Annotated in this window: 15 protein-coding genes and 1 tRNA gene; 9 read left to right on the top strand and 7 right to left on the bottom strand. The window is 57.1% G+C overall.

Annotated elements, in window-relative coordinates:
• Positions 1–120 precede the first annotated feature (120 nt).
• From BMY55_RS10580 to BMY55_RS10570, 3 genes are all read left to right on the top strand, one after another.
• Positions 121–1,029 carry an endonuclease/exonuclease/phosphatase family protein gene (locus tag BMY55_RS10580; protein ID WP_091430515.1) on the top strand — a complete coding sequence of 303 codons (909 nt, stop codon included), beginning with the start codon at positions 121–123 and terminating at the stop codon, positions 1,027–1,029.
• A gap of 69 nt (positions 1,030–1,098) precedes the next feature.
• Positions 1,099–1,848 (top strand): heme-dependent oxidative N-demethylase family protein, encoded by a 750-nt coding sequence (locus BMY55_RS10575; RefSeq protein WP_091430513.1) that lies wholly within the window; start codon positions 1,099–1,101, stop codon positions 1,846–1,848.
• A gap of 270 nt (positions 1,849–2,118) precedes the next feature.
• Positions 2,119–2,367 carry a hypothetical protein gene (locus BMY55_RS10570; protein WP_091430511.1) on the top strand — a complete coding sequence of 83 codons (249 nt, stop codon included), beginning with the start codon at positions 2,119–2,121 and terminating at the stop codon, positions 2,365–2,367.
• 123 nt (positions 2,368–2,490) lie between these two features.
• Here BMY55_RS10570 and glnA read toward each other — a convergent pair whose 3' ends face one another.
• A complete protein-coding gene (glnA, locus tag BMY55_RS10565) occupies positions 2,491–3,897 on the bottom strand; it encodes a type I glutamate--ammonia ligase (RefSeq protein WP_091430510.1) in 1,407 nt (468 codons plus the stop codon).
• 39 nt (positions 3,898–3,936) lie between these two features.
• Positions 3,937–4,275: a P-II family nitrogen regulator gene (locus BMY55_RS10560; protein ID WP_091432384.1), complete on the bottom strand. Its 339-nt coding sequence runs from the start codon at positions 4,273–4,275 to the stop codon at positions 3,937–3,939.
• A 167-nt stretch (positions 4,276–4,442) separates the two neighbouring features.
• Here BMY55_RS10560 and BMY55_RS10555 point away from each other — a divergent pair, with 167 nt between their 5' ends.
• A complete protein-coding gene (locus tag BMY55_RS10555; protein WP_091430508.1) occupies positions 4,443–6,191 on the top strand; it encodes an NAD(P)H-hydrate dehydratase in 1,749 nt (582 codons plus the stop codon).
• Here the strand turns inward: BMY55_RS10555 and BMY55_RS10550 are convergent.
• Positions 6,172–6,699 carry a Hint domain-containing protein gene (locus BMY55_RS10550; RefSeq protein WP_091430507.1) on the bottom strand — a complete coding sequence of 176 codons (528 nt, stop codon included), beginning with the start codon at positions 6,697–6,699 and terminating at the stop codon, positions 6,172–6,174. The genes BMY55_RS10555 and BMY55_RS10550 overlap by 20 nt on opposite strands.
• A gap of 268 nt (positions 6,700–6,967) precedes the next feature.
• Here BMY55_RS10550 and BMY55_RS10545 point away from each other — a divergent pair.
• Both BMY55_RS10545 and tig read left to right on the top strand, forming a co-directional pair.
• Positions 6,968–7,052: transfer RNA gene (locus tag BMY55_RS10545), tRNA-Leu, on the top strand.
• Between the two features lie 22 nt (positions 7,053–7,074).
• On the top strand, positions 7,075–8,406 hold the full coding sequence (gene tig / locus BMY55_RS10540; protein WP_091432381.1) for a trigger factor: 1,332 nt from the start codon (positions 7,075–7,077) through the stop codon (positions 8,404–8,406).
• A 69-nt stretch (positions 8,407–8,475) separates the two neighbouring features.
• On the opposite strand, the gene BMY55_RS10535 is transcribed toward tig, so the two are convergent.
• Positions 8,476–8,976 (bottom strand): transglycosylase SLT domain-containing protein, encoded by a 501-nt coding sequence (locus BMY55_RS10535; RefSeq protein ID WP_091430505.1) that lies wholly within the window; start codon positions 8,974–8,976, stop codon positions 8,476–8,478.
• 166 nt (positions 8,977–9,142) lie between these two features.
• On the opposite strand from BMY55_RS10535, the gene BMY55_RS10530 reads away from it, so the two are divergent.
• A complete protein-coding gene (locus BMY55_RS10530; protein WP_245744715.1) occupies positions 9,143–9,733 on the top strand; it encodes a DUF305 domain-containing protein in 591 nt (196 codons plus the stop codon).
• A 26-nt stretch (positions 9,734–9,759) separates the two neighbouring features.
• On the top strand, positions 9,760–10,575 hold the full coding sequence (locus BMY55_RS10525) for a MauE/DoxX family redox-associated membrane protein (RefSeq protein ID WP_143064327.1): 816 nt from the start codon (positions 9,760–9,762) through the stop codon (positions 10,573–10,575).
• A gap of 93 nt (positions 10,576–10,668) precedes the next feature.
• Here the strand turns inward: BMY55_RS10525 and rplI are convergent, their stop codons facing one another.
• Genes rplI through rpsF form a run of 3 tightly spaced genes read right to left on the bottom strand, consistent with a single transcriptional unit; the run spans position 10,669 to position 11,917 of the window.
• Positions 10,669–11,301 carry a 50S ribosomal protein L9 gene (gene rplI, locus BMY55_RS10520; protein WP_091430503.1) on the bottom strand — a complete coding sequence of 211 codons (633 nt, stop codon included), beginning with the start codon at positions 11,299–11,301 and terminating at the stop codon, positions 10,669–10,671.
• A gap of 12 nt (positions 11,302–11,313) precedes the next feature.
• On the bottom strand, positions 11,314–11,541 hold the full coding sequence (gene rpsR, locus BMY55_RS10515; RefSeq protein WP_068246410.1) for a 30S ribosomal protein S18: 228 nt from the start codon (positions 11,539–11,541) through the stop codon (positions 11,314–11,316).
• A gap of 19 nt (positions 11,542–11,560) precedes the next feature.
• Entirely contained in the window at positions 11,561–11,917 is a 357-nt protein-coding gene (gene rpsF, locus BMY55_RS10510; RefSeq protein ID WP_091430502.1) for a 30S ribosomal protein S6, read from the bottom strand.
• 326 nt (positions 11,918–12,243) lie between these two features.
• Here rpsF and BMY55_RS10505 point away from each other — a divergent pair, with 326 nt between their 5' ends.
• Positions 12,244–12,897, top strand: coding sequence for a hypothetical protein (locus BMY55_RS10505; RefSeq protein ID WP_091430500.1), 654 nt, complete (start codon positions 12,244–12,246; stop codon positions 12,895–12,897).
• Positions 12,898–12,922 lie beyond the last annotated feature (25 nt).

Genomic DNA, 12,922 nt, shown 5'->3' with positions numbered 1-12,922 from the left:
CCCCTTGATGCGTGCTTGCAGATTGGTCATCCAACGCTTAGCTCACAAGATCAGCGGAGCATTGCTCACGCAGTGGTGATTGAATGTTCCTTTCGAAGTTGATCTGGGAAACAGGGGCGCATGATTAAACGCGGTTTGAGAAACCTGCTATTGCTGGCACTTATTGCGCTGGGCGCTGGCTATTTGGGCCAATATCATCCGGCGGGTGATAGTCTTGCGGTTTTCCGTCCTCAGATCGCGCTGGTGATTTTGCTGCTGGCGATCCTTTTGTGGATCGCGAGGGCGCGGAAATGGGCGGCGCTGGGCATCGCGGCGGCAGGCGTCGCATTCGGCCCGATCTTCTGGATGAGCGGTGCGCTAAGTGCGTCAGGTGGCACCGGGTTTAGCCTTTATCAAAAGAACATGCGGTTTCGGGTGGAGGATCCAGGGCTTTTGTCGGCGGATATATTGGCGCGTCGCCCCGATTTCGTGACGCTGCAAGAGGTAAGCGGCGCCAATATGGCGGTGTTTGACCCGCTGGACGCCACGTATCAGGCGCGTCAGTTTTGTCCATTTGCAACCGTTGGCGGGGTCGCCGTGGCATCGCGTTGGCCCATGGTGCCGGGGTCAGGGTTTTGTGCCGAAGCGGACGGGTTGGCGGCGATGAAAGTGACGACCCCAAAAGGCCCTGTCTGGGTTGTGTCGATACATCTGCATTGGCCATGGCCGAAAAGCCAACCAGCCCATATTGCGCGGCTGTCCCCGATTCTGGAAAGGCTTGGAAGTGACGAGACGGGAGCGCCGCTGGTGATCGGTGGCGACTTCAATATGGTTCCTTGGAGTTTTGCCATGAGCCGTCTGACCAAGATCAGCAATACAGAACGGATCGGGCCGCCGCATGTGACCCTGACAAAGATGAAAGGCTGGATGCGTGTGCCGATTGATCACGTGCTGATCAGTGGTGGGGATGGCAGCGTGCAACGTATTGACCGGTTGGGATCCGATCATTTTGGCCTGTTTGCGCGCTTCGCATTGCCATTTGGAACATAGCCAGGTCGTCTCTTGCCATTCGCGCGGGGTCGGCGGAGTGTTGGCATCAGTATCGTTCGGAGTTTCTTAATGGTTGAAATCTGCCAAGCCGACCTGCCGATACGCCCCTGGGAAGACGATCGCCTGAAGCGACTTCCGGGCTTGCAGCCGATTACGCCGGGCGAATGGTTGGTGCAGGACGATGCTTACACTGCGCAAATGGCCCACCGGGTCGCCCTGATCAAAAACAGGCCTGACATCGTCCACAAGCTGAGCGAAGCCGCACGACCAGCGGCGGGCGAACTGCTCGATCTGGTCCTGCGCGAACTTGTCGCCTCTACCGGCTTTGTGGTCGGTGATCGCACCGTGACCTGCCCCGATGGGCGCGTTGTTCAGATCGACCATACCGCCCCGTTGCTAACCTGCGGACAATTGGTTCAGGAAGACCTTGTCGTGATGCAGAAGCAGGGTGACGAGCATGTGTTGACCGCCGCCATTCTTTGTTTCCCCGCCAGTTGGTCACTGGACGAGAAATACATGAAACCGTTGGTCCGCATTCACAAGCCGGTCGCGGATTACACACCTGACATCGCAAAGCGTGTGCAACGGTTGTTTGATGGCATACAGGTCGAGCGCCCGATGTGGCGCGCAAATTGCCTGACCTATGATGATCCCGAACTGCATCAGCCCCGACGCGAGGATGACCGGCGCCAAACATCGCAGAACGGCCCAAAATGGATCAGGGTCGAACGTCAGGGGATGCGACGGCTTCCAATGACCGACGCGGTGATATTTTCGATCCATACCTATGTGGTTCGACGACCGGAAGGTGATTCTTGAGCAGAAACTTATTAAGACATTCGACGATAAGCTGACAAAGATCTGGCGAGACAATGGCGCTTGATCTCTGATCGGTTGAGTGAGCGTGACGGATGCCATCATTCGGTGCGAAAATCTGCCTTTTAGACCGTGATTCCGCAATTTGGCTTGAAAAACAGCAGCTTTTGGCTATCGCTTGGGTGGACTTTAATCGTTGATCAATATGAATAGCGGAGGCTGCAACATGTGGCGGCTTCTTTGGTCGGTAACTTGGTTTGAAAGGTTGAGGAAATGATCCGGACTGGTCTGGTGGTTTTAGGTGCGGCAGTCGTGTTGTCAGGCTGCGTGCGCGCCAGCTATGAAAGCACACCTGTTGAGGTGAACACGCCGAAGGGGAAAGTGACGTGCCAATTATACACCCCCGATCGCGTGCAGTGGGATGAGGCGATTGCCAAGCCTGAAAGCATGAGCCAGCGGGAAGCTGATCGCATTTGTATCGGTAAAGGTGCTGAACAGCTGAAAGCATATCGCGCCGGTTAACGACGAAAGCGGGATGTCGAGCGGGACAGGTCGCTGCCTCGGCCAGCGCTTTTGATAACCACCGTCAGGTAACGGAAAAGGGCGCCGATCTCGGCGCCCTTTCCTTTTTGTTCTGCATCTGTATCAGCAGCTGTAATACAGCTGATACTCGATCGGGTGCGGTGTGTGTTCGTAGGCGTACACCTCTTCCCATTTCAGGTCCAGGTAGCCTTCAATCTGGTCCTTGGTAAATACGTCACCAGCCAGCAGGAAGTCGTGGTCGGCTTTCAGACTGTCCAGTGCTTCACGCAAGGATGCGCAAACCGTGTCAATGCCTTCCAGTTCTTCCGCAGGCAGATCATACAGGTTCTTGTCCTGCGCGGGACCCGGGTCGATCTTGTTCTTGATGCCGTCAAGACCGGCCATAAGAAGGGCAGCAAATGCCAGATAGGGGTTCGCGGCAGGATCGGGGAAACGGGCTTCGACGCGCTTGGCCTTCGGGCTTTCGGTCCACGGAATACGGACACAACCCGACCGGTTGCGAGCCGAATAGGCACGCAGAACAGGTGCTTCAAAGCCGGGGATCAGGCGCTTGTAGCTGTTGGTCGACGGGTTGGTAAAGGCGTTCAGGGTTTTGGCGTGCTTCAGGATGCCGCCGATGAACCAGATCGCTTCCTGGCTAAGATCGGCATATTTGTCGCCGGCAAACAGAGGCTTGCCGTCTTTCCAGATCGACATGTTGACGTGCATCCCGGTGCCGTTATCACCTGCGATGGGCTTCGGCATGAAGGTCGCCGTCTTGCCATAAGCGTGCGCCACGTTGTGGATCACATATTTGTATTTCTGAAGCTCATCGGCCTGTTTGGTCAGGCTGTCGAAAATCAAACCAAGCTCGTGTTGGCACGACGCCACCTCGTGGTGATGCTTGTCGGTCTTCATGCCGATTTGCTTCATCGTGGTCAGCATTTCGGACCGCAGGTCCTGTGCGTCATCAATCGGGTTCACGGGGAAATAACCGCCCTTGACGCCCGGACGGTGGCCGGTGTTGCCCATTTCGTATTCGGTGTCCGAGTTCCAGGCCGCGTCAACCGCGTCCACTTCAAACGACACTTTGTTCATGGTGTTCGAGAAACGCACATCGTCAAACAGAAAGAACTCAGCTTCGGGACCCATATAGGCCACGTCACCGATGCCGGAAGCTTTCAGGTAGGCTTCGGCTTTCTCGGCCGTTCCGCGTGGGTCACGACCATAGGCCTCGCCTGTGTCCGGTTCAACGATCGAGCAGTGCAGGCACAGGGTTTTTTCGGCATAGAACGGATCGACATAAGCGCTGTTCACGTCCGGCATCAGTTTCATGTCCGAATTTTCAATCGACTTCCAGCCCGCGATGGACGAGCCGTCGAACATGAAGCCTTCTTCCAGGAAGTCTTCGTTAACAAGGTCGCAGTCCACGGTGACGTGCTGCAACTTGCCGCGCACGTCGGTGAAGCGGATGTCGACATAGGCAATGTCGTCGTCCTTGATCATTGAGAGTACGTCTTTAACGCTCATTTCACTTATCCTCTGGTTCGAATCTTATGTGGTGTTAGGTCAGATCGCGTCGTGGCCGGATTCACCGGTTCGGATGCGGATCGCTTGTTCGACGGGGGTGACGAAAATCTTGCCGTCACCGATTTTGTCTGTCTTGGCTGCTTCAACGATGGCCTCGATGGCCTCGTCCACCTGATCCGCGGGCAGCACGACTTCGATTTTCACTTTAGGCAGGAAGTCCACGACATATTCTGCCCCGCGATAAAGCTCGGTATGGCCTTTCTGACGGCCAAACCCCTTTACCTCGATGACCGACAGGCCCTGCACCCCGATGTCCTGAAGCGCTTCTTTGACTTCATCCAGCTTGAACGGCTTGATGATGGCTTCGATCTTTTTCATCTGCATCCCTCATGTGGTTGCTCGCGTTGCGACCCAAAGACCACTTTCGCATGGGCGCGACAATTGGCTAGGCTGATGCCAAGGGGGGCGTGGTGGCCAAATACCGGGCAGATGCACAAAATTTAGGCAGATGGTATAGGATTTAGGCAAGTGATGAAGGGCGATCCATGACTGAATTGCTGACAGCGGCCCAGATGAGGGCCATCGAGCAAGCCGCAATCGACTCAGGCGACGTGACCGGGCTTGAACTGATGGAGCGCGCGGGCAGGGGTGTGGTCGAGGCGATTTTTGAGGAATGGCCGGAGCTGGCAAAGCCGAACCGAGGGGCCAGCCCCTCGGGCTCCCCGGGATATTTGGGGCCACGAGAAACACGGGCGGCGAGACGGCGGGCCGTTGTGTTGTGCGGGCCGGGGAACAATGGCGGTGACGGGTTTGTTGTGGCGCGTCGGCTTTTGGACAAAGGTTGGGACGTCGAGGTGTTTCTGTTTGGCGACCCGGATAAATTGCCGCCTGATGCACGGACAAATTACGACGTTTGGTGCTCGATGGGGGCAGTGAAGAAATTAGAAGTCGATGCGGTTACTTCCGGGCCGCGGCCAACGTTGCTGATTGATGCAATGTTCGGGACGGGCCTTACACGTGCGATTCCTCTTGATTGCGCGCTTGCATTTCACGCGATTGAAAAAAGAGATGTTGGCGATAGGCATCCCTGGCTGGTGCCTTACCATCGGGTTGCGATAGACACCCCTTCTGGGCTGGATACCGATAGCGGCAAGTTCCTTTTACCCGAGTTCAGCGGGGACGCAGACGATGAAGAGGATTGGGAGAGTTACTGGGAGTGGTGGCAGAATGACGCGTCAATGCGGCTTCTTCTCCCTGATCTGACAATTTCGTTTCATCGTCGCAGGCTGGGGCATGTTCTGTCGGATGTCAGTCGAAAAGTGGTGGTATGTGACATCGGATTGGGCAAAGAGGATCGCCATCCGGCGCACTTGCTCTGGCCGCATTCGAATGACGTGGTACGCTTGCTGGATTTCGACGTTCCAAAGGGTCGATCCAAACGTGCATGGCCCGGAAACGATCTTGATAAGAGGAGGGGAGCGCAAAGCCACAAATACACCCACGGCCATGCTCTCATCCTCTCAGGACAATCGGGCAAAGGCGGCGCGGCACGTCTTGCGGCGCGCGGCGCTTTGCGCATTGGGGCAGGGCTTGTCACTGTCGCCCCCACGCCCGGCGCGCTTCAGGAAAACGCGGCGCGGTTGGATGCGATTATGTTGTCTCCGGTCGGTGATGCTCCGACACTTGAAACCGTTTTGGCGGACGAACGGTTCAACGCATTGTGCCTTGGTCCCGGATTGGGGCAGGAACGGGCGCGGGAGTTGGTGCCGGTGGCGCTGGCGGCCGAGCGGGCGACGGTGCTGGATGCAGATGCGTTGACGGCTTTTGCGGACAATCCCGCCGGACTGTTCGACATGCTGCACGAAAACTGTGTGCTGACGCCCCATGCGGGCGAGTTCGCGCGGCTTTTCCCAGACATTGCCGAAAAGCTGAACGCCCCAGCCACCCAAGGTCCGGCATATTCCAAAGTGGACGCGACGCGAGAGGCCGCCGCGCGGGCAGGGTGCGTGGTGCTGTTCAAAGGGCCGGATACAGTGATTGCAGCGCCGGATGGGCGGTGTTCGATCAACTCGGCCGCGTATGAGCGGTCAGCGCCCTGGCTCGCTAGTGCTGGGACTGGCGACGTGCTGGCGGGCTTTGTCACGGGGCTGCTTGCGCGCGGTTTTAAGCCGATACAAGCCGCCGAAACCGCCGCTTGGATGCATGTCGAATGCGCGCTGGAATTTGGTCCGGGTCTGATCGCCGAAGACTTGTCCGAAATGTTGCCGAACGTATTCAGAAAGCTGGGCGTTTAGCCGGTTCAAGGGCTGGCTGCCTGATGGGTGTGGCAAGGAGGTCCAATCCCCCGACACGCAGCAGCTTCGGCTCGTCGAAATGCAACTGGAACAGCGGCAGTTCGGCGTTGATGTTAATGCGCCGCACCAATTCTTGGTCGATGATCGCGGAAACCGGAACGAGCGCCCGGTCGCGTCCGAACATTGCCTGTGCCAACCAACCCTTCACAACGATATGCTGCTGATCCGACACCACGATGGGCGCGGCGCATTTCCCCGTGCGCCCCTCTGCCAATGCTTTCGGAGAGATGCGGCACAGGCCATGGGCAGGCACGACGTGACAACTGACTGACCCAAGGCGTGCGCGGGTGCCATCAGCGGTCAGGATGCGATCGCCGGGGGCGAGGGTTTCGATCACACGTTCGCCATGGAATGTGCGCACCAATGCGCCGGGGCCAATACCAGCGGGTAAGGGCGTGCTGCGCACATCCCCTGCCACCACGCCGCCCGAAAAGGGGTTGGGTGTCATGTTCGTCCTGCCTTCGTCTGTGGCCCGGTATCCGGGCTCTGCTTATTCTTCGCACGCTAGCAATGTCGTTGATAAAAGCATCCGTTTTCTGATCTCTGGCGGCGGGGTCGGGACAATCATGGCACGCCTGTGACCAATACAGCGCGTTTTGCCGCTGATCCGGGGTGATCAGGCGCGTTTTTCCTCTCGCATCCCGACTATACTGGTGTTAGAAGGGCGCGAATTTGGGCGGCCCCTGCGAAACCAGTGCGGGCTGCCCACGGTTTTTGCGGGTGTGGCGAAATTGGTAGACGCACCAGATTTAGGTTCTGGCGCCGCGAGGCGTGGGGGTTCAAGTCCCTCCACCCGCACCAAAAGACGGAAAAGGACGAAATGATGCAGGTCACCGAGACCCTGAACGAAGGTCTGAAACGCGGCTATAAGATTGTGGTTCCGGCCGCTGATCTGGACGCTAAAGTCAACGAAAAGCTGGTTGAAGCGCAGCCCGAAGTCGAAATGAAAGGCTTCCGTAAGGGTAAAGTGCCGATGGCGCTGCTGAAAAAGCAGTTCGGTCAACGACTGATGGGTGAAGCCATGCAGGAAGCTGTCGATGGTGCGATGAGCAAGCATTTCGAAGACAGCGGCGACCGTCCGGCCATGCAGCCTGACGTAAAGATGACCAATGAAGATTGGAAAGAAGGCGACGACGTCGAGATCGAGATGAGCTATGAAGCTCTGCCTGAGATCCCCGAAGTTGACCTGAAAAAGATCAAACTTGAGAAGCTGGTGGTAAAGGCCGGGGATGCCGATATCGAAGAGGCGCTGGGCAGCCTTGCCGAGACCGCTCAGGATTTCAAAGACCGCAAGAAAGGGTCAAAAGCCAAGGATGGCGATCAGGTTGTGATTGACTTCCTGGGCAAAGTTGACGGCGAAGCCTTTGACGGTGGTGCGGCGGAAGATTACCCGCTGGTGCTGGGATCAGCGTCGTTCATTCCGGGCTTTGAAGAGCAACTGGTCGGCGCGAAAGCGGGCGATGACGTTGAAGTCAAAGTCTCGTTCCCTGCTGAATATGGTGCCGAGAACCTTGCGGGCAAAGACGCCGTTTTTGAATGCAAGGTGAAAGAGGTCAAGGAACCTGTTGCAGCGGAGCTTGACGACGAGTTGGCCAAGAAATTCGGAGCCGAGGATCTGGCAGCACTGAAGGGTCAGATCAGCGAACGTCTCGAGGCCGAGTTCTCGGGTGCCGCGCGCGCCGTGATGAAGCGTGGCCTGCTGGATGCGTTGGACAAATTGGTTGATTTCGATCTGCCGCCGTCGCTGTTGGATGCGGAAGCCAAGCAGATTGCACATCAGTTGTGGCACGAAGAGAACCCGGATGTGGAAGGCCACGACCACCCCGAGGTCGAGCCGACGGATGAGCATGTCAAACTGGCTGGCCGCCGTGTGCGTCTGGGTCTGCTGCTGGCCGAATTGGGTCAGAAGGCCGAGATCGAAGTCAGTGATGCCGAGATGACGCAGGCAGTCATGAACCAGGCACGCCAATATCCGGGTCAGGAACGCCAGTTCTTTGAGTTTGTTCAGCAAAACCCGCAAATGCGCCAGCAAATCCAGGCGCCTTTGTTTGAAGACAAAGTCATCGACTATGTCTTTGAATTGGCTGAAGTGGAAGAAAGAGAAGTGTCAAAAGACGACCTGCAAAAGGCCGTTGAGGCGCTGGAAGACGAATAAGGCTGGAATTGCCGCTGTACCAGAAAGGTCGCTCTGATTGGGGCGGCCTTTCTTTGTTTGGCTGCGTGTTCAACCCGGTCGCAGACCGGTTTCGACCAGAACGCCTTGCCGTTTGGCCTCGTAATAATATCCCTTGGCATACCACTTCATGGCGCCTTCGATGCTGCCGCCGGACACAATATAGGCGCCGCGCAAGTATTTGCCTGCGTATTTCAGGTTCACATCCGGGTTCAGAAGTTCCTTGGCAGGGCCGCGATGCCCCATCGTGCGGGCGGTCTGTGGCAAGATCTGCAACAGCCCCCAATAGGGGCCGTTGCGGGCCCATGGACGGTGCGTGCTTTCCCGCACCGCCTGACGGTGCACCAGCTCGCGCGGGATCTGATAATGGTCGGCCCATTTGTTGATCAGGGCGCGCAGTTCAGGTGTTTCGTTGGGATAGAGCGGTGGGCTAAAACCACGATTCCCACGACGCGCCACCTTTTCGGTTTCGGACGCGCCGCGACCAGAACAAGCGGTTAGGGCAAAACTGGGCAGGAGGGCGAGGAGGGCGCGACGGGAATACTTTTTCATGACGAAATCTATATGCGGCTTGGCAAAAGCAGCAAAGAGCAAACACCCGGGCTCGGCGACTCGCCGCTGATCCAGAATAGTCCGGTCTGTGTGATCTTTCTTCGGAGTTTCGGAACTTATGACCTGCGCCTGCGTTGGTCATTCAAGACCATAAAGGAGGAAACCGATGAAAGATCATCAGAAACCATCAATCAAGGCGACACTGGGCGACCCCTCAAGCGGCTCGGCTCAGGCGAGTCGATCGCACGACAACAACAGCGAAATGCAAGGTGGATACGGGCGTTTTCTGGCGATGATTGCCACATCGACCGTTGTGATGTTCGGTCTAATGTATCTGAACACTTATGCCATGGATCACGTTTTTTTCTCGCAAACGCGGATGTGGATGGCCCTTTACATGGGCGGTGTGATGGCGGCCGTGATGCTGGCATTCATGGTAGGTATGTACACTAACAGGGCCGCCAATATCGCTATTTTTATCGGCGCGGCAATCGCGTTCCTGCTGGGCGTGGGCCTCGTCCGTTCGCAGGCGACGATCGGGGATGTGGCATGGATGAAGGCCATGATCCCGCACCACTCGATTGCGGTTCTGACCAGCGAACGGGCGAACATTTCTGACCCCCGTGTGCGCGCCCTTGCCGACGCGATTATCGAGGCGCAACGCGCCGAGATTGAAGAGATGAAGCGCTATATCGAAGATATCGAGGCAAACGGTGATGCCCCTGCGGGAACACCGCGCGCGACACAAACTGACTGATCCACACGCGGAGAGGAGAGGCCGGTATGACCCTTGCAGCCGAAACAAATAACCCTGAAACAGCGCAGGCCGAAAGCCAGAGTTCAGGTTTGCGCGCGACCCTGTACCGGATGGCAATGCCTGGACATCTGTGCCCCTTCGGGTTGAAAGCGAAGTCCTTGCTGGAGCGAAAGGGATATGTCGTTGACGACAACCTGTTGACCACACGCAAGGAGGTGGACGCCTTCCAAGAGAAAAACAAGGTCGATGAGACGCCGCAAGCCTTCATCAATGGCGAGCGGATAGGGGGCTATTCCGACTTGAAGCGACTTTTCGGCTATCGCGTCTTGGAGGAGGGGGATGTTACATATCAGCCGGTCATTGCCATCTTTGCCGCAACGGTTCTGATGGCACTGGCGATTGTCGTGAATCTTTATGAAGGCTTTTCCGTCCTGACATGGGTCAAGTGGTTCTTTGCAATGTCGATCGTGGTGCTGGCCATTCAGAAGTTGCGCGACGTTGAGGGGTTCGTGAACGGATTTCTGGGCTATGATCTGTTGGCGCGCCGCTATGTGCCATACGGCTATGTATATCCCTTTGCCGAGCTTTACACAGGCATTGGCATGATGGCATTGATCGGAACCGGCAACGCGCTGATCTGGCTGGTGGCGCCGGTTGGGATGGTCATCGGCGTGATTGGCGCGATCAGCGTTATCAAAGCCGTGTATGTCGATCAGCGCGAATTGACTTGTGCCTGTGTGGGCGGAGGATCGAACGTGCCGCTGGGGGCGATTTCTCTTTCCGAGAACCTGGTGATGGTGGGCATGGGGGTCTGGATGCTGGGGATCTGGATGGCCGGTTGATCCTAATCGTGCGGACGACCTACTGGTGATCGTCAATAAAAAAGGCCACCCCCGACCGAGGGTGGCCTTTCATGTATGCGACTGTAAAAGAGATCAGTCCTCTTTCTCGGCCTCTTCAGCGTCAACCGCTTCTTCTTCGACGGCTTCTGCCAGATCTTCGTCTTCCGACGCAGCTGCGCCAATGTCGTCGAACAGTTCGGCGATCTCGAAATCGGCTTCAGCTTCCGCTTCGGCGGCCAGTTCCTGGATCGACTTGCCCGACGCTTGCAGCTCGGCTTCTTCTTGCGAGCGGGCGACGTTCAGTTCGATCTCGACCTCGACTTCGGGGTGCAGGATCACGTGAACGGTGTGCAGGCCCAGATATTTGATCGGAGCTTTCAGCGCGACCTGTTTCTTGTCAACGGTGAAGCCGGCTTCGGTGGCGACATCTGCGGCGTCGCGCGGGGTGACGGATCCGTAAAGGGCACCAGCGTCCGATGCAGACCGAATCACGATGAACTGTTGTCCACCGAGCTTCTCGCCCAGAGTTTCGGCTTCTTTCTTGGTCTCCAGATTGTGCGCTTCCAGTTGCGCTTTCTGGGCTTCGAAATTGTCGATGTTGGCTTGCGACGCGCTGAGCGCCTTGCCTTGAGGCAGAAGGAAGTTGCGGGCAAAGCCCGGCTTGACGTCGACGACGTCGCCCATCTGACCCAGCTTGGCCACACGTTCCAGAAGGATAACTTGCATGTTCAGATCTCCTTACTTCACGGCGTAGGGAAGCAGGGCGAGGAAGCGTGCGCGTTTGATGGCGCGCGACAGTTCGCGTTGCTTCTTGGCCGACACAGCGGTGATCCGCGAGGGGACAATCTTGCCACGCTCCGAGATGTAACGCTGCAGAAGGCGTGTGTCTTTATAGTCGATCTTCGGCGCATTGTCGCCCGAGAAGGGGCATACTTTGCGACGGCGGAAAAATGGTTTGGCTGCCATGGTTTAGATCCTTTCGAACTTAGCGGTCACGGGGGCGGCGGTCGCCACGCTCGTCACGCTTTTGCATTTGGATCGACGGACCTTCGGCGTGATCGTCAACCTTGATGGTCAGAATGCGCATAACGTCGTCATGCAGGCGCATCAGGCGCTCCATCTCCTGAACCGCCGGTGCAGGTGCATCGGTGCGCAGGAAGGCATAGTGACCCTTGCGGTTCTTGTTGATCTTGTAGGCCATCGTTTTGACGCCCCAGTACTCGCTGTCAACGACTTTACCGCCGTTGTCACCCAGCACGGTGCCAAAATGTTCAATGAGGTTTTCAGCTTGCGTATTGGACAGGTCCTGACGCGAGATGAAGACATGCTCGTAGAGAGGCATGTGAGCTCCAGTTCTTTTTCAAGCGCGCTTCAAAGGATGGGGCATTTACCTTCCCGCCCCCATCCACGAGAGGCCACGCGGTTCATAAACACACGGAAAGGACGGTGCCTTATACAGGTTTGGGCCAACGGTGCAAGGCCGTTTCCCCGTGGTCTGCTTGATATGCGATGCGGTGCGCAGACCGAAGGTCTTGATATTGCGATTGCCCGCGAAAGACCAGAGATGCGCCCTAATCCCGTCACAGTTGCATGAGAGCCAGATAGGCAAGGGAAAAGTAGCGATTTCGCTGTCGGTCCCGGTGGTATTGAACTGAAAAGGGCGGCACAATGATGCAGGGCAATATTCAAAACACCAAACATTCTGAAGCGATCCCTCAGGATCGTGGGGGGCCGGCACTTGTTCAGACCCCGTGGGGGTATAGGCTAAGCGCCGTCGGTGCAGAGGCGGGTTTGTTGCGGATCACGCATGCGGTGGGCCGGTTTGTCGGTCTGGTCCTGCTTCTGATTATTGCGGGCGTTTGGTCGTTCTCGGCCAACGCTTTTGCCGACCCATTGATCATGGCGATGAAGCTGGGTCTGACCGGCCTGTTGTTCGTGGTGGGATGGATGCTGTTCTGGTATGGCCGCGATGCGCGACAGGTTGAAGCGCAGGTCGACCTTGATGGTTGTGAATTGCGGATCGGGCACCGGGACGGCTTGAACCGGTTTCGGCAGGAAACGCGTATTCCCTTCAGTGATATCGGGTCGTTTCTAATCCTTCGCACCAATGATGACCCTTGCAACGCGGCACTTTATGCACGGATCGGCAGCGGCATGGACGCTTACGAGGTGATCGAGGGAACCGAGGCGGCGCTGGAACCGATACAAGCGCGGCTGGTGACAGATCTGACCGGCGAACGTCGCAGACGCGACCCAAAGAACCGCCGGATTTCGCGGGTTACGGGTAACGCGATATCGCTGGCGCGGGTATCTGCTCCCTGAACCAGCCCAGTCTCAACATTGAATT

Origin of the sequence: Aliiroseovarius sediminilitoris (assembly GCF_900109955.1) — a bacterium.
In the GTDB taxonomy this organism is placed as follows: Bacteria; Pseudomonadota; Alphaproteobacteria; order Rhodobacterales; family Rhodobacteraceae; genus Aliiroseovarius; species Aliiroseovarius sediminilitoris.
The sequence above is the reverse complement of the archived record's forward strand: the minus strand, read 5'-3'. Positions and strand labels throughout refer to the sequence as shown.